The organism is Syntrophus buswellii (assembly GCF_046097065.1).
Lineage (GTDB): Bacteria > Desulfobacterota > Syntrophia > Syntrophales > Syntrophaceae > Syntrophus > Syntrophus buswellii.
This window is the reverse complement of sequence record NZ_CP175563.1, coordinates 2,209,957-2,225,073: the sequence shown is the minus strand read 5'-3', so window position 1 is coordinate 2,225,073 and position 15,117 is coordinate 2,209,957. Positions and strand designations below refer to the sequence as shown.

Genomic DNA, 15,117 nt, shown 5'->3' with positions numbered 1-15,117 from the left:
GCCTCATTTGATCAGGCCCCGGTAACGAAAGAAAGCAGAGATGATCATGTTATGAGCAGGAAGGGAAAAGTCTATATTATTGGTGCGGGACCGGGAGATCCGGGCCTGATGACGTTGAAGGGAGCGAAATGCCTCCAGGAAGCGGAGGTGGTGATCTACGACCATCTGATCAGCCCCGAACTTCTCGACATGGCGCGCAGGGATGCTCGCCTCATCTATGCGGGAAAGGAAGGGGGCCGGCATACCCTGTCGCAGGCGGAAATCAACCAAAGGCTCTTGGAGGAAGCCGGTTCGGGGCGTGTGGTGGCCCGTCTGAAGGGCGGCGATCCCTTTGTCTTCGGGCGCGGCGGGGAGGAGGCGGAAGAGCTGGCCCGGGCGGGCATCCCCTTTGAAGTCGTTCCCGGCGTCACGTCGGCAATCTCCGTTCCTGCCTATGCGGGAATCCCCCTGACGCATCGCCGCTTCACGGCATCCGTGGCCTTCGTGACCGGCCATGAAGATCCCCTGAAAGAGCAGAGCGAGATCGACTGGAAGTCCCTGGCCGGCATGGGTACGCTGGTTTTTCTCATGGGGGTCCGCAATCTGCCCCAGATCGCGGCCAGCCTGGTTGCCCGGGGTAAAAAACCGGACACCCCGGCGGCCATGATCCGCTGGGGAACGACGGTGGATCAGGAGACCCTGACCGGTACGCTGGCCGATATCGCCGAACGGGCCGAAGCCGCTGGATTCAAGCCGCCGGCCATCCTGGTGGTCGGCGGAGTCGTCGGCCTGCGGAAAGATCTGAACTGGTTCGAGACGCAGCCCCTCTTCGGAAAGGGCGTCGTGATCACCCGACCTGAACCCCAGGCGGCTTCCATGGCCGCCCTGCTGCGGGATGCCGGGGCGCGGGTCGTTTCGTTCCCCACCATCCGGATCGCCCCCCCGGAAAGCTGGGATGAACTGGATGCGGCGATCCAGCGCCTGGAGACGTATGCCTGGCTGATATTCACCAGCGCCAACGGCGTCCATCATTTCCTGGAGCGGCTGCGGGCCGCCGGCAAGGATCTGCGGGATCTGAAGGGAATACGGCTCTGCACCATCGGTCCCGCCACGGCGGCGGTTCTTGAAGGCCAGGGCCTCCGCGTCGACCTGGTCCCGGAGACCTATCTCTCCGAGGGCGTCGTAGCGGCCTTCGAGCGCTACGACCTTTCCGGGCAGCGGATTCTCCTCCCCCGGGCGGAGAAGGCCCGCGATGTCATTCCGAATGAGCTGGCCCGCAGGGGAGCCTCCGTGGATGTTGTGACGGCCTACCGAACGGTGAACTCCGGCCGGAAAGCGGCGGAACTGGCGGAGCAGATCGCCCTGGGGCGTGTGGATGTCCTCACCTTTACGAGCCCCTCCACGGTGACCAATTTCCTGGAGATCATGGGGCCGGATTTTCTTCCCATCCCCGCGGGCATCCGGGTGGCCTGCATCGGACCCGTGACGGCCGCCGCCGCCAGGAAAGCCGGCCTGCCCGTGGATATCCTACAGGAGGCGTACACCGTTCCGGGCCTCGTGGAGTCGCTCAAAGACTTTTTTGCCAGAGGTTGAATGCTGGAGCATTCTCCAGTTTCTGTTCATATCTTGTTGCTCGATAAAGGACCGCAGGGTCCATTAGGAGGGATACAGCCATGCCGGGAAGCTTTCCGAAACCCGTCGTTGTGGTCAGCAAATGCCTGGGCTTTGATTCCTGCCGCTATGACGGCTCGAAAATCGATACGCCCTTTGTGGAAAAGCTCAAGGCCCATGTGACGTTCCTGCCTGTCTGCCCCGAAGTGGAGATCGGGTTGGGCGTGCCGCGCAAGCCCATCCGGATCGTCTTCGACAGTGGGAAAAAGGCCCTGTATCAGCCGGCCACGGGAAAGGACTTTTCCGGGCCGATGCAGAGCTTCGTCGAGACCTTCCTCGATTCCCTGGCGCAAGTGGACGGATTTTTTCTGAAAAGCCGTTCGCCTTCCTGCGGGGTGGGAGACGCCAAAATCCACGACGGCTTTGAAGAGGGGGCGCGCACTTTCAAGGGGCGCGGGTTTTTTGGCGACGCCGTCCAGGAGCGCTTTGCCGGGCTGCCTGTTGAGGATGAAGGGCGGATCCGCAATTTTTCGATCCGGGAGCATTTTCTATCCCGGATTTTTCTCTTCGCCCGTTTTCGCGAGGTGAAGGCCAATGGGACCATCCAGGGGCTGGTGAATTTCCATTCGGCCCAGAAACTCCTGCTCATGGGGTACAACCAGGCACAGATGCGCCTTGCCGGCAAAATCGTCGCCAACCACGAGAAAGCCGATTGGAAGACGGTCGTAACCTGCTACGAAGAGCACCTGGAACGGGCGCTGGCCCACCCGCCGCGTTTTACGGCGATGATCAATGTCCTGCTGCACGCCTTCGGCGGGTTCTCGGAAGTGCTCTCGAAGGAGGAAAAGGCCTTCTTCCTGGAGAGCATCGAAGAGTACCGGGACGAACGGATTCCCCTGAGCGTCCTACTTCACATCCTACGGGCCTGGTCCATCCGGTATAAGAATAACTATCTCCTGGGGCAGACCTTTCTTCAGCCCTATCCCCTGGAGCTGGTGGAAATCTCCGATTCGGGGAAGGGCAGAGACCGGTAACGGCTGCGCCGGAGAAACCCCTGCCTTCCGCTCCCGGCCCCTCCGTTTGCGCCCCTTCAGGCAGAACCCGGCCTGCCGTTTGGTCCGAGGCGCGCCTTCGCCGAACCGGCGGGCGGCACCCTGGCCGCTTATTCAGAAGCAGCTCCCCATCCGGAGCTGCAGGAGATTCTGGATCATGAGCGAGCGGTTTATCAGTGAAGCCTTGATCCCTGTCGTTTCCACCTGCGACACCTCGCGGATGGCCGCCGGGGAGCCCGGTCTGCCGCGGGAGTTCCTGTGGCGGGGCCGGAGCGTTGAAATCGCCGCGGTTCTCCGCACCTGGCGCGAAACGGGAACGTGCCGCCACGGCAGCCCCGAGCGGTATGTCCGCAAACACTGGTTCGAGGTTGCCACGACATCCGGGGACGTCCTGAAAATCTACTTCGAAAGACAGCCCCGCCGCGGAAAGAAGGAGCCCCGCTGGTGGCTCTTCAGCATCCGGGAACCGGGGGAACATTGAAAGACGAAGCATGATTTTTCAGACCTGACAAAGGCAACTTCTCCCTGGCGGCTCACGCCCCCTTGAGGTCATTGATCAAGGGATCGCCTGCCAGAAGTTGGTGAGATTCGACGTCCTTTTCGGTACAGGCCCTCTCTTTGCGCATGTGGGGATAGATCCTTGCTGCTTCAACAGTCAAAGGAAAACAATCGCGGGAACGGATCCCTTGGTCGACCTGAAGGGCGTTCTGCATTCCTGTGCGGTCCGGGTCAGTCAGGGCAGAAGCGGCGCTTGAGCCCTTCGCCGCTGCCGTCCGGGGTTTTGAAAAAGGAGGGGGTCGGGAACAAAGGGGTGTCCGGACCTGTCTAACCACAAAAACGAAGGATCACCTGGGCAGGAACGGGCGAACTGGAGACATCCTGCCCATGAAGAAAGGGAACCCTATGGGAAAAATTCGAAAGGCTTTTTGTTCGTTGCTCCCCTTTGGCGCAGCGCTGGCGATTTTTCTGGCGGCTCCGGTGATTTTGGCTGACGCTGAGGGGGTGCCTATGGAACCTCTGGTCAAAGGCAATACGGCCTTTGCCGGAAAACTCTACGGGGAATTGAGGAGCACGGAAGGCAATCTCTTCTTTTCCCCCTTCAGCATCTCTTCGGCGATGGGCATGACCTACGCCGGGGCGCGGCAGAACACGGCAAGGGAGATGGCGGAAGTCCTTTTCTTTCAGATGGAGCCGGAGCAGCTGCCTTCGGCCTTCAGGCGCCTCAATTGTGAACTGGCGGCCAATGCCTGCCGGGCGGGCCAGAAGCTCCGCATCGCCAACGGGTTGTGCCTTTCCGGGGGCGATGTGAGCCGCGATTTCAAGACCCTGCTGAAAGAAAACTTCGACGCGGAGCTGTTCTCCGGCGGGGTGGACGAAATCAACGGCTGGGTCAGGGAGAAAACGGAAGGGAAGATCGAGAAGATCCTCGAAGGACTCGATCCCAACTCGGTCTGCGTCCTCCTGAATGCCGTCTATTTCAAGGGCCGGTGGGAGAGCCGCTTTCGGGAAAGCGACACCCGCGACGCCCCCTTCAGGGTGTCGCCCGGCCATGAGGTGACGGTTCCCTTCATGTTCCGGAAAGGCGATGTTTCGATCCTGAGGAAGCCGGATTTCCAGGCCGCCTCCATCCCTTACGAAGGGAACACCCTGTCGATGGTCGTTCTGCTGCCCGCCGAGGCGGACGGGCTGGGCCGCCTTGAAAGGCGGTTGACCGGTGAAAACCTGGAGCAGTGGCTGGAAGAGCTCGATGCCTCCCCCGCCGGAGAAACGGAGCTTTATCTTCCGAAGTTCAAGCTGGAGACGGGGTACGACCTCGTGCCCCCGTGCAAAGCCCTGGGCATGAAGGACGCCTTCGACGCCTCCGGCAGGGCGGACTTCCGCGGCATGGGCTGGCGGAAAGGCGAGCTGTGGATTTCTCAGATCAAGCACCGGGCCTTTGTCGAGGTGAACGAAGAGGGGACGGAGGCCGCCGCCGCGACAGCCGTCGCCATGGTGACGAAGGCGATCCGGGAGTCCCCGGTGTTTCGCGCCGACCATCCCTTTCTCTTTCTCATCCGGGACAACCGGACCGGGACGATCCTGTTTCTGGGCCGGATCGTCAATCCCGCGGACGCGACCCGATCGGTCAAAGTTCCTTGACGTACTTGTGAATGCGGGTTAAGAATGCAGTGGCATCTGGCTTGAGGAATCAAGCCGGCATAACAACGTTCAAGGAGGTCAGCTATGGAGACTGCTCTGGAGTTCATCAAGGCCAATCCGGTTTTCCACCTCGCCACGGTCGAGGGAAATCAAGCCCGTGTCCGCCCCTTCGGTTTTGTCATGAAAAGAAACGGCGCCCTCTACTTCTGTACGAACAAAAGCAAGGACGTGTACAGGCAGCTGGTGCAGAATCCGGATATCGAGATTTCCGGTATGGGAAAGGACAGCTGGCTGAGGATCCGGGGCCGGATCGCCTTTGACGACAGCCGTGAGGCCAAGGCCCAGGTTTTCGAAGAGATGCCGGATCTGCTGAGAATTTATCCCAAGGGGGCGGATGACGAACTTTTTGTGACCTTCTACTTTACGGCGGCGGAAGCCAAGCTGTTCACCTTTGCCGCGGCTCCGAAAATTATTCCCCTTGTCTGAGGGCCGTAAAAACGAGCGAAGGACAACTTCGAAAACATGAACGCTTCTGCCGGGGGCGCTCCCGCTCCCCCAAAAAGCAGAAGGCGATATAAGGTTGAGATATGATTGGTATTTCCAAGCTTTACTGCGGGGCGGTCGAACCGGCGGATGTGCTTCGGTACAACCGGGAATCAGGCCGGCTGCCCTCCCATCTGCTCCAGTTTTCCAAGGACAAGCGCCCGGTCGTCGTCTGGAACATGACCCGGCGGTGCAACCTGAAGTGCGTCCACTGCTACTCCAGCTCCCAGAACATCCAGTACAGCGATGAGCTGACGACGGCGGAAGCCAAGGCGATGATCGAGGACCTGGCCGCCTTCGGCAGCCCCGTCCTGCTCTTTTCCGGCGGCGAACCCCTGATGAGGGAGGATCTTCCGGAGCTTGCCCGGTACGCTGTCGAACGGGGCATGCGGGCGGTGCTGTCCACCAACGGGACCCTGCTTACCCGGGAAAAGGCGGCGGTGCTGAAGGAGATCGGCCTGTCCTATGTCGGCGTCAGCCTCGATGGCCGGCGCGAGACCCATGACCTCTTCCGGGGCGTCTCCGGCGCTTACGCGGCGGCCATGAAGGGGATCTCCATCTGCCGGGACGAGGGGATCAAGGTCGGGGTGCGCTTTACGATCAACCGCCGGAACGCCGCCGACATTTCCGACATCTTCGACCTGCTGGAGGCGGAGGACATTCCCAGGGTCTGCTTCTATCATCTCGTGTATTCCGGGCGCGGTTCCGCCCTGGTCGCCGAGGATCTCTCCGCAGAGGAAACCCGGCAAACCGTGGATCTCATCCTGGACCGGACCCGAGACCTCTTCGAGCGGGGGCTGCCCAAGGAAGTGCTGACCGTCGACAATCATGCCGACGGCCCTTACCTTTACCTGCGGCTGCTGAAAGAGGACCCCCGGCGGGCGGCGGAGGTGATGGAACTTCTGCAGATGAATGAAGGGAACAGCTCCGGCAACGGCATCGGCTGCATCAGCTGGGACGGCGAGGTCCATCCGGACCAGTTCTGGCGGGGCATTTCCCTGGGCAACGTGCGCCGCAGACCCTTCAGCAGGATCTGGACCGATGAGGAGAACGGGCTGCTGATGAAGCTCAAGGACAAGAAGCCCCATCTGAAGGGCCGCTGCGCCACCTGCCGCTGGCTTGAAGTCTGTGGTGGAAACTTCCGGGCGAGGGCGGAGGCGGTGACGGGAGATCTCTGGGCCCCCGATCCGGCCTGTTATCTGACAGACGAGGAGATCGCGCCGCCGGACAAGGCCTGAATTTCAGGATAGATCCGGAACAACTCAAAAAGCGAGGTGACGAACCCATGAATTTTCCTGAATATCGACCGCGGCGCCTCCGGAAGAACGAACTCTTCCGGAAGCTCATCCGGGAAACCCGCCTGTCCGTGGACAACCTCATTTTCCCCCTTTTCGCCACCGTGGGCAAGGGCGTGAAAAAGCCCATCGGTTCCATGCCGGGCCATTTTCAGCTTTCCGTAGACCTGCTGGTGAAGGAGGTGCAGGAATGCCGGGCACTGGGGATTCCCGCGGTGCTGCTCTTCGGGATTCCGGACAAAAAGGACGAGGCCGCCTCCGGGGCCTTCGCCAGAGATGGAATTGTGCAGCAGGCGGTCCGGCGGATCAAGGACAAGGTCTCGGATATCCTCGTGGTGACCGATGTCTGCCTGTGCGAATACACGGACCACGGCCACTGCGGGATGATCGAAAAGGGTGAGGTCCACAACGACATGACCCTTGAGGTTCTGGCGGAGACGGCCGTCTCCCACGCGAAGGCCGGGGCGGACATGGTGGCGCCGTCGGCCATGATGGACGGTCAGGTCGGGATGATCCGCGAAGGGCTCGATGAAGCGGGGTATGAAACCGTTCCCATTCTGGCCTATTCGGCGAAATACGCCTCCTGCTTTTACGGACCCTTTCGGGAAGCGGCGGAAAGCGCCCCCCGCTTCGGGGACCGGAAGGCCTACCAGATGGACCCGGCCAACGGGGACGAGGCCATCCGGGAGATGAACCTTGACGTGCAGGAGGGTGCCGACATCCTCATGGTCAAGCCGGCCCTGCCCTATCTCGATGTCATCCGGCGGGCCAGGGAGGAATTCGACCTGCCCGTGGCAGCCTATAACGTGAGCGGGGAATTCGCCATGATCAAGGCGGCGGCTCAGCTGGGCTGGCTTGACGAGGAGAAGGCGATGATGGAATCCCTGACGGCCATTCGCCGGGCCGGTGCGGACATGATCCTCACCTATTTCGCCATGGAAGCGGCCAGGGTTCTGCAGCGATGAGCGCCCCCCTTCTTCCCTCAACCCTGCGGATGGTGGCCTGGGAGGTGACCCGGAGCTGCAATCTCTCCTGCATCCACTGCCGGGCCTCATCACAGAGGGGCCCCTATCCCGGTGAGCTTTCCACGGAACAGGGGAAGAAGCTTCTGGAAGAGATTGCAGCCTTCAGCCGGCCGATCATCATTCTGACGGGGGGTGAGCCCCTCCTGCGGGATGATATCTACGAACTGGCCGCCTACGGGGATGGGCTGGGATTGCGGATGGTCCTGGCGACCAACGGCACCCTGGTGACGGAGGAGATCGCCCGGCGGATGCGTGAGGCGGGGATTCAGCGGGTCAGCATCAGCCTGGACGGGCCGGATGCCGCCAGCCACGACGCCTTCCGGCAGATGCCCGGAGCCTTCGCCGGCGCGCTGGAGGGCATTGAAGCCCTGAAAAAGGCGGGAATGGAGTTTCAGATCAACACGACGATCACCAGCTCCAACCGCCATTCCCTATCCGCCATGATGGAGTTGGCCGTCCGCCTTGGGGCCGCGGCCCATCACATCTTTCTGCTGGTCCCCACCGGCCGGGGGAGGGACCTCGCCGGCCAGGCCATTTCTTCACAGGATTACGAGGACACCCTCCAGGCCTTTCATTCGGCGAGCCTGACCAGCCCCATTCTCTTGAAGGCCACCTGTGCACCCCATTATTACCGCATTCTCCGCCAGAGGGGCGGCGCCGGAAGCCAGCCGCCGCCTGAAGGCCACAGGGGCCTCCATGCCGTGACCCGGGGGTGTCTCGGGGGGATTTCCTTCTGTTTCATATCCCACACCGGATCGGTGCAGCCCTGCGGCTATCTGGAACTGAACTGCGGAGAGGTCACGGAGACGGGGTTCGAGGGGATCTGGAAGAATTCCGCCGTGTTTCAGAAATTGCGAAATCCGGAATCATACAGCGGAAAGTGCGGCCGCTGCGAGTTTTTCCGGGTCTGCGGCGGCTGCCGCGCCCGGGCGCATGAGCTGACGGGCGACTACCTGGCGGAAGAGCCCTTCTGCGTCTATGAACCGAAGGGAAAAGGGGCACCGCGCGGGGCGGATTCGTAGCCCCTCATTTAGGACGGAGAAAGCGGCATGGATGCCCTCGATAAACATCTTCTGAATCTGCTCCAGACGGATTTCCCCCTGGAGGCGGAACCCTTCCGGGCCGTGGCGGAAAAGCTGGGGATTTCAGAAGATGAGGTGCTGCGCCGCATTTCAAGCCTCAAGGACGAGGGTGTGATCCGGAGGATCGGGGCCGTGCTGGACAGCGCAAGGCTCGGTTTTGCCAGTCGCCTGTGTGCCGCCCGGGTTCCCGAAGAGCGGGTGCCCCTCTTTGTGGGCCGGGTCAATGTCCTTCCGGGCGTGACGCACAACTACGGGAGAAGCCATGCCTGCAATATCTGGTTTACCCTGATCGCCCCATCGGAAGAGGAGCTGGAGGGGACGATCGAGCGCCTTTCCCAGGAAACGGGGATCGAAAACATCATGACGTTCCGGGCCGCTCGAACCTTCAAAATCGACGCCAAATTTCTGTTCGATGAGCCCCCGCCGGAAGAGGAGACGCCTCCCGCGCAAGAGCGGGAAGGAAGGCCCTCTACGCCATCATAAAGAAAAAGATCGTTTCAACGGAACATGAAAAAGCTTCTCCTGCTGATTCTGCTTGCCTCTGTGTTGTTTAGCCTCTCCGTTCTGGGTGTTCCCTGCCGGCTCGATGCCGGGGAAAAAAGGCAGATCCGGATCCTGCATGTCAATGATTTTCACGGTTTTGCGGAGCCATACAGGCCCTACGGTTCCGATGAACTCTGGGGCGGCGCGGCATTCCTCGATGCGGAGATCCGCTCCCTCCGCTCCGATCCAGCCGTTCCTACCCTGCTGCTCGCGGCGGGCGACATGATCCAGGGGGACAACTGGGCCAATCTTTTTCAAGGGCGATCGGTCATCGAACTGATGAACGCCATGGCCTTCGACGGCATGGTTATGGGCAACCATGAACTGGATTTCGGCCAGGCGGCTTTGAAGGAGAGGATCCGTGAGGCGACGTTTCCCGTCCTGGCGGCGAATGTCCGGGGAATTCCGGGGTTGAAGCCTTTTGTGATCAAGGAAATCGGTGGTGTGAAAGTTGCCGTGATCGGGCTGGTTACCGAGCGCACCCCCCTGTGCACCCATCCGGCCAATGCCGTGGGACTGACCTTTCTCTCCCCGAGAGCGTCTTTGGAGGCCGACCTGCCGGAGCTTCGCAAGGCTGCCGATGTGGTGATCGTTCTGACCCATCTCGGGCATGATGCCGATCGGGTACTGGCACAGCAGGTAGCCGGCGGCGTGGATGCCGTGATCGGCGGCCATTCCCACACGCGGGTGGCGAATCCCCCCGGAATCGGCAATGCGCCGGTTCTTCAGGCCTGGGAGCATGGCAAGGCCCTGGGTGTCCTGGATCTTACCCTCGAGGACGGCAGGGTAACGGCTTACAGCGCCCGCCTGGTCGATGTGAAACCGGGTGGCCGTCCCGCCGAAGGGCCGGTGGCGTCGCTCGTCGGTCGCTATTCGCAGCGGATGGAGGCCCTGTTGAGCGAGGTGGTCGGCCGGACCCGGATTTCCCTTAATGCCGCGGAGGCGCGATATCGGGAAACCAATTTCGGCAGTTTCGTGGCGGACGTTGTCCGTCGCACCGCGGGGGCGGACGTCGCCCTGATCAACGGGGGGACCCTCCGCAGGAGCATCAGGAAAGGTCCGATTGTGTTGAAGGACCTCCATTCGGCTCTGCCGTTCAACAATTATGTCGTGGCATTCCGGCTGCGGGGAGATAAGCTTCGAGAGGCTTTGGAGCATGGTGTGGCGGCTGTGGAAGCGCGCGACGGCGCCTTTCCCCAGATTTCCGGGATGACGGTTGCCTATGATTCTTTAAAGCCGCCGGGGCGGCGGATACAAAGGATAACCGTAGGCGGGCGTGAGCTGGAGTCGGGGCGGGAGTACACGGTGGCGACCCATGATTTTCTGGCGGCGGGCGGCGACGGTTACAAGGTGTTCGGGGAGGTCGTCTCGGCTGAAGATCTCGCCCATCCGGCCGAAGGAGGCCGGCAGGGCTCGAAGCTGGTCTACAATGACGCCAGCCGCTGGCTGCGTGATATCGTGGCCGACACCATCCGGACACTTCATGAAATCCGTCCGCTGACGGAAAACCGCATTGTGGAGGTTTCCGCACCGTGAAAGTCTATGTCAACGGCCATGCCGTTTTCCTCATGGAGGGGATGACGGTCCGCCATGCCCTGCTGGCGTCTCAGTTCGGGGAGAGCTGGGAGAAGGCCGCCGTTCGTGATGAATGGGGCAATGAAGTCGGCATGGAGGGCGCTCTCCAGGAGGGCCAGAAGCTCCATGTAACGTTCTCTCCGCACGATGCAGAATAACCGCAGGCCCCGTCGTCAGCCCGAACGCCCCGGATGACCGCCATGGAAAAAGGCGGCGGGGCTGAAATGCAAGGAACCCGGACCGAAAGCCCTGCCTTGCGAGAGCGCGGCTAGGGGTGGATTAGGAGGGGTTTCTATGGTATGGAAGACGAAAACTCAGCAGGGCTGAACAGTCAGGATTCTTATGCCGACAGGGAAAAACGGGAAAAACAAGGGAAGTGACGCCATCTATCTGATCGACGGCAGCAACTATCTCTACCGGTCTTTCTATGCGATCCGGGAGCTTTCCAATTCCCGCGGCTTTCCGACCAACGCCGTTTACGGATTCACCAATATGCTCATCAAGCTCCTGAGGGAGCATGCTCCGCCTTACATTATCGTGATCTTCGATCTCCAGGGTCCGACCTTCCGCCACGAGACCTACGACCAGTACAAGGCGACCCGGAAACCGACTCCCGAGGCCCTGATTGCCCAGATCCCTTCCGTCAAGGAGATGATCCGCGGTTTTTGCATCCCCATCCTGGAGCAGCAGGGAATCGAAGCGGATGACCTGATCGGAACCCTGGCCCGCCGCTTTGCCGGAGAGGGACGGAAGGTCGTCATCATTTCGGGCGACAAGGACATGATGCAATTGATTTCTCCCGAAGTAACGATGATCGACACCATGACCGATCGGACGTATGACGAAACCGCGGTCAGGGAGCGTTTCGGGGTGGAGCCGGAGAAGGTTCCCGAAATCCTGGGGCTGATGGGAGACCTCTCGGACAACATCCCCGGCGTGCCGGGAATCGGGCCGAAAGGCGCCCGGCGGCTCATAGAAGATTACGGGAGCATTGAAGAGGTCATCCGGAATGCGGATCGCTTGCACAACGCCAAACTTCGGGAAAGCATCCGGGCGTACACCGATCAGGCCCTGCTGAGCCGGGATTTGGCCCGCATCCGCACCGATGTGCCGCTGAACTTCGACCTGGAAGAGGCCCGTCTCCGGAAACCGGACCGGGAGGCCCTGACCCGCCTGTTCCGGGAGATGGAATTCTCCTCCCTGCTTGAGCAATTCAGCGTCCATGAGGACCCCGGGGAAAGGGCATACCCTGTTCTGCAGACCCCCGAGGCCCTGGGCGCTTTCCTGTCGCCCCTGAAAGAGGGCGGTATGCTGGCGCTGGAGATGGTGCTGTCCCATCTGGAACCGATGCGGGCTGAATTGATCGGAATGGCCCTGGGGCGCGCCTCCGGAGAAGCGGGTTATCTCCCGCTGGCGATTCCCGGAGAGGAGGAATCCCGCGAGTCCCGGGAGGCGCGGGTATGGTCTGTTCTTTCCCCGTTTCTGGCCGATCGGAACGTGACTCTGGCGGGTCACGACATCAAAACGGCCCTGATCGTTCTGTCCCTGAAAGGAATGGAGGTGACGGGCCCTCTCCTGGACACGATGGTGGCGGCTTACATCCTCAACCCGGCGCGGCGGGGCTTCGAGCTTTCCGAGGTCGCACAGGACCATCTGCAGCGCCGGATTGACTCCCTGCGGAACCTGACCGGCAGCGGATCCCAGGCGCTGTCCCCTGCTTCCCTTCGGGTGGAGAGCCTCGCGGAGTTTGCCTGCCGCAGGGCGGAGGCCGTTCGGGATCTTGCGTCCCGGCTGACGGCAAAACTGGAGGAAGCGGGGATGCGGCAGCTCTTCGAGTCGGTGGAGATGCCCCTCGTGCCGGTGCTGGCCGCCATGGAGGAAAAGGGCGTTCTCCTCGATCTGGAGCTGCTGAACAAAATGTCTCAGGAACTGGAATCTCTCCTGGCCCTGTCGGAGGGAAAGATATACGCCCTGGCCGGGGAAAGATTCAACATCGCATCCCCCAAGCAGCTGCAGGTGATCCTGTTCGACAAACTCGGCCTCCCCAGGGGCAGAAAGACCAAGGGAGGCTATTCCACCGATGTCGATGTGCTGAGCAACCTGGCCCTGAACCATGAACTGCCCGCTGAGATCCTTTCCTACCGGAGCATGACCAAACTGAAATCCACCTACATCGATGCCCTGCCTCTGCTGGTCAATCCGAGGACAGGCAGGATCCACACCTCCTATAACCAGGCGGTCGCCGCAACGGGGCGGCTCTCCAGCAGCAATCCCAACCTCCAGAACATCCCGGTCCGCACCCTGGAGGGAAAGCGCATCCGCCAGGCCTTTATTGCACCGCCGGGCTGCTATATCGTCTCCTCCGATTATTCCCAGATTGAGTTGCGCGTGCTGGCCCACCTGTCCGAAGACCCCGTCCTGATCGACGCCTTTATCGCCGGTGAAGACATCCACAGCCGGACGGCCGCGGAGGTCTTCGGCGTCTTTCCGGAAATGATCAACGCGGAAATGCGCCGGCAGGCCAAAGTCATCAACTTCGGCGTGCTCTACGGGATGAGCGCCTTCGGCCTGTCGAAAGAGCTGGGCGTTTCCCAGAGACAGGCCCAGCTTTACATTGACGGTTATTTCAACAGATACACCGGTGTCAGGAATTATCTCGACAGAATTCTCGCGTCGGCCAGGGAACGGGGGTATGTGACGACTCTGCTGAGCCGCCGCCGCTATCTTCCGGAGATCGACAGCAGCAATGCCGCTGTGCGGCAGCTGACCGAACGGATGGCTATCAACGCCCCGATCCAGGGCACGGCTGCTGATCTGATCAAAATGGCCATGCTGAAGATCGCCGCCCGCCTCCGGGAAGGGGGGATGAGGTCGGCAATGACCATGCAGGTTCACGATGAGCTGGTTTTTGAGGTGCCCCGGGAAGAGAAGGATCTGCTGGTGGATCTGGTCCGGCAGGAGATGGAAGGGGTTTTTCTGCTGAAGGTGCCTCTGAAGGTGGACATTACCGTCGGACGAAACTGGGATCAGTCTCTCGTGCAGCGTCCCGACCAGCCGGAAAATGCGATGTGATCAGAGTGGAACAGGCCGGGCGGCCGGCCCTTCGAGCCGCCGATGAAGATTCCGGCGTCATGGGGGCAGGAAGAGGCCGCAGGCGTGGCGGATGGCCCGGTACGCTGAGACGAAGCTGATAAACAGAGAAACAGGAGTACCTGAAGGATGAAGAAGTTTTCCGTTTTGCTTTCCCTTTTGCTGATGATGATTTTCTTTTATCCCGCGGAATCGATGGCCCGCAACGAGGAGAAAAAGAAGGCTCCCGCCGCCAAAACGGCTCTCAAAAAGGCAAAGAAGTCGCCTGGAAAGGTTCAGGATAAAAGGAACAGCCGCAAGAGCAGCGCCCCCGAAATCCAGTCCGCCATCCTGATGAATATGAACAACGGACGGATCCTTTATGAGGAGAATGCGGACAAACCCCTGCAGCCCGCGTCCCTGACCAAGGTGCTGTCTCTTTTTCTGACCTACGAGGCAATGGGCAAGGGAAAGGTCTGCTGGATGGATCCTGTGTTGATCAGTTCCGCCGCCCGGCAGGCGGACGGGTCGAGAATGTATGTTGAAGCGGGGGAAAGGGTCCCTCTGGAAGTCCTGATCAAGGGGATGACGGTCATATCCGCCAATGACGCCTCCGTGGCGGTGGCGGAGCATGTCGCCGGAAATGTCGACCGCTTTGTCGAGCGAATGAACCATAAGGCCGCCGAGCTCGGGATGAAGAGCAGCGCCTTCCGGAACCCAAACGGTCTGCCGGCGGAAGGGCAATACACCACGGCGCGGGACATGCTGATCCTGGCCAATGCTTATCTCCACCGTTTCCCGGGCTCCCTGGCCCTTCATTCCATGCGGTTTTATCGTTACAAGAACATCACCCAGCACAACTGTAACGCCCTTCTGCAAAAATATCCCGGTGTGGACGGGCTGAAAAGCGGTTTCGTCCGGGCGGCGGGGTATCATCTCATTGTAACGGCCCGCCGGGGCAACACCCGCCTCATTGCCGTCGTGATGGGGGCGAGAAATCCGGAAATCCGGGTGCGGGAATGCCGGAAACTTCTGGACATCGGATTTCAGATGCTTTCGGCGGACAGTGGCGGCCATACAACAGCCGCAGAAAGGGCGTTTTTCGCACAGCCGCGGTTAGAGAAAGTCCCCGAGCGTGCGATAAAAGCACGCTATCCGTGCGATATGTGCACGCACCGTAACTACTTCAATATACACGTATAAA

13 protein-coding genes are annotated in these 15,117 nt (G+C 60.9%); all 13 read left to right on the top strand.

What is annotated here, in order from left to right:
• Positions 1 to 51 precede the first annotated feature (51 nt).
• The 13 genes from cobA (at position 52) to ACJ77P_RS10110 (ending at position 15,116) form a co-directional block, all read left to right on the top strand.
• Complete coding sequence (gene cobA, locus ACJ77P_RS10170) at positions 52 to 1,572, top strand: uroporphyrinogen-III C-methyltransferase (protein ID WP_408998152.1); 1,521 nt, start codon at positions 52 to 54, stop codon at positions 1,570 to 1,572.
• Between the two features lie 80 nt (positions 1,573 to 1,652).
• Positions 1,653 to 2,624: a YbgA family protein gene (locus ACJ77P_RS10165; protein WP_408998151.1), complete on the top strand. Its 972-nt coding sequence runs from the start codon at positions 1,653 to 1,655 to the stop codon at positions 2,622 to 2,624.
• A 175-nt stretch (positions 2,625 to 2,799) separates the two neighbouring features.
• Positions 2,800 to 3,123: a DUF6504 family protein gene (locus ACJ77P_RS10160; RefSeq protein ID WP_408998150.1), complete on the top strand. Its 324-nt coding sequence runs from the start codon at positions 2,800 to 2,802 to the stop codon at positions 3,121 to 3,123.
• Between the two features lie 527 nt (positions 3,124 to 3,650).
• Complete coding sequence (locus ACJ77P_RS10155) at positions 3,651 to 4,781, top strand: serpin family protein (RefSeq protein ID WP_408998149.1); 1,131 nt, start codon at positions 3,651 to 3,653, stop codon at positions 4,779 to 4,781.
• Positions 4,782 to 4,865: 84 nt separating this feature from the next.
• Positions 4,866 to 5,267 (top strand): pyridoxamine 5'-phosphate oxidase family protein, encoded by a 402-nt coding sequence (locus tag ACJ77P_RS10150; protein WP_408998148.1) that lies wholly within the window; start codon positions 4,866 to 4,868, stop codon positions 5,265 to 5,267.
• 101 nt (positions 5,268 to 5,368) lie between these two features.
• Positions 5,369 to 6,562 carry a 12,18-didecarboxysiroheme deacetylase gene (gene ahbC, locus ACJ77P_RS10145; protein ID WP_367360246.1) on the top strand — a complete coding sequence of 398 codons (1,194 nt, stop codon included), beginning with the start codon at positions 5,369 to 5,371 and terminating at the stop codon, positions 6,560 to 6,562.
• A gap of 47 nt (positions 6,563 to 6,609) precedes the next feature.
• Positions 6,610 to 7,584, top strand: a complete 975-nt coding sequence (hemB, locus tag ACJ77P_RS10140; RefSeq protein WP_408998147.1) for a porphobilinogen synthase — start codon at positions 6,610 to 6,612, stop codon at positions 7,582 to 7,584.
• Positions 7,581 to 8,666 carry a heme b synthase gene (gene ahbD / locus ACJ77P_RS10135; RefSeq protein WP_408998146.1) on the top strand — a complete coding sequence of 362 codons (1,086 nt, stop codon included), beginning with the start codon at positions 7,581 to 7,583 and terminating at the stop codon, positions 8,664 to 8,666. Before hemB ends, ahbD begins: the two co-directional genes overlap by 4 nt.
• A gap of 27 nt (positions 8,667 to 8,693) precedes the next feature.
• Positions 8,694 to 9,209 carry an AsnC family transcriptional regulator gene (locus ACJ77P_RS10130; protein WP_408998145.1) on the top strand — a complete coding sequence of 172 codons (516 nt, stop codon included), beginning with the start codon at positions 8,694 to 8,696 and terminating at the stop codon, positions 9,207 to 9,209.
• Positions 9,210 to 9,233: 24 nt separating this feature from the next.
• A complete protein-coding gene (locus ACJ77P_RS10125; RefSeq protein WP_367360242.1) occupies positions 9,234 to 10,805 on the top strand; it encodes a bifunctional UDP-sugar hydrolase/5'-nucleotidase in 1,572 nt (523 codons plus the stop codon).
• Positions 10,802 to 11,002: a hypothetical protein gene (locus tag ACJ77P_RS10120; RefSeq protein WP_367360241.1), complete on the top strand. Its 201-nt coding sequence runs from the start codon at positions 10,802 to 10,804 to the stop codon at positions 11,000 to 11,002. The genes ACJ77P_RS10125 and ACJ77P_RS10120 overlap by 4 nt, the downstream gene beginning before the upstream one ends.
• Before the next feature lie 184 nt (positions 11,003 to 11,186).
• The gene (polA, locus tag ACJ77P_RS10115) at positions 11,187 to 13,916 is read left to right on the top strand and encodes a DNA polymerase I (protein ID WP_408998144.1); all 2,730 of its coding nucleotides are present in this window, start codon (positions 11,187 to 11,189) and stop codon (positions 13,914 to 13,916) included.
• Positions 13,917 to 14,063: 147 nt separating this feature from the next.
• A complete protein-coding gene (locus ACJ77P_RS10110; RefSeq protein ID WP_408998143.1) occupies positions 14,064 to 15,116 on the top strand; it encodes a D-alanyl-D-alanine carboxypeptidase family protein in 1,053 nt (350 codons plus the stop codon).
• Position 15,117: the final 1 nt, after the last annotated feature.

Coding starts and splice junctions, on each gene's coding strand:
- ACJ77P_RS10150 (WP_408998148.1), top strand. CDS start 4,866: ATGGAGACTGCTCTGGAGTTCATCAAGGCCAATCCGGTTTTCCACCTC.
- polA (WP_408998144.1), top strand. CDS start 11,187: ATGCCGACAGGGAAAAACGGGAAAAACAAGGGAAGTGACGCCATCTAT.
- cobA (WP_408998152.1), top strand. CDS start 52: ATGAGCAGGAAGGGAAAAGTCTATATTATTGGTGCGGGACCGGGAGAT.
- ahbC (WP_367360246.1), top strand. CDS start 5,369: ATGATTGGTATTTCCAAGCTTTACTGCGGGGCGGTCGAACCGGCGGAT.
- hemB (WP_408998147.1), top strand. CDS start 6,610: ATGAATTTTCCTGAATATCGACCGCGGCGCCTCCGGAAGAACGAACTC.
- ACJ77P_RS10165 (WP_408998151.1), top strand. CDS start 1,653: ATGCCGGGAAGCTTTCCGAAACCCGTCGTTGTGGTCAGCAAATGCCTG.
- ACJ77P_RS10130 (WP_408998145.1), top strand. CDS start 8,694: ATGGATGCCCTCGATAAACATCTTCTGAATCTGCTCCAGACGGATTTC.
- ACJ77P_RS10160 (WP_408998150.1), top strand. CDS start 2,800: ATGAGCGAGCGGTTTATCAGTGAAGCCTTGATCCCTGTCGTTTCCACC.
- ACJ77P_RS10110 (WP_408998143.1), top strand. CDS start 14,064: ATGAAGAAGTTTTCCGTTTTGCTTTCCCTTTTGCTGATGATGATTTTC.
- ahbD (WP_408998146.1), top strand. CDS start 7,581: ATGAGCGCCCCCCTTCTTCCCTCAACCCTGCGGATGGTGGCCTGGGAG.
- ACJ77P_RS10125 (WP_367360242.1), top strand. CDS start 9,234: ATGAAAAAGCTTCTCCTGCTGATTCTGCTTGCCTCTGTGTTGTTTAGC.
- ACJ77P_RS10155 (WP_408998149.1), top strand. CDS start 3,651: ATGGAACCTCTGGTCAAAGGCAATACGGCCTTTGCCGGAAAACTCTAC.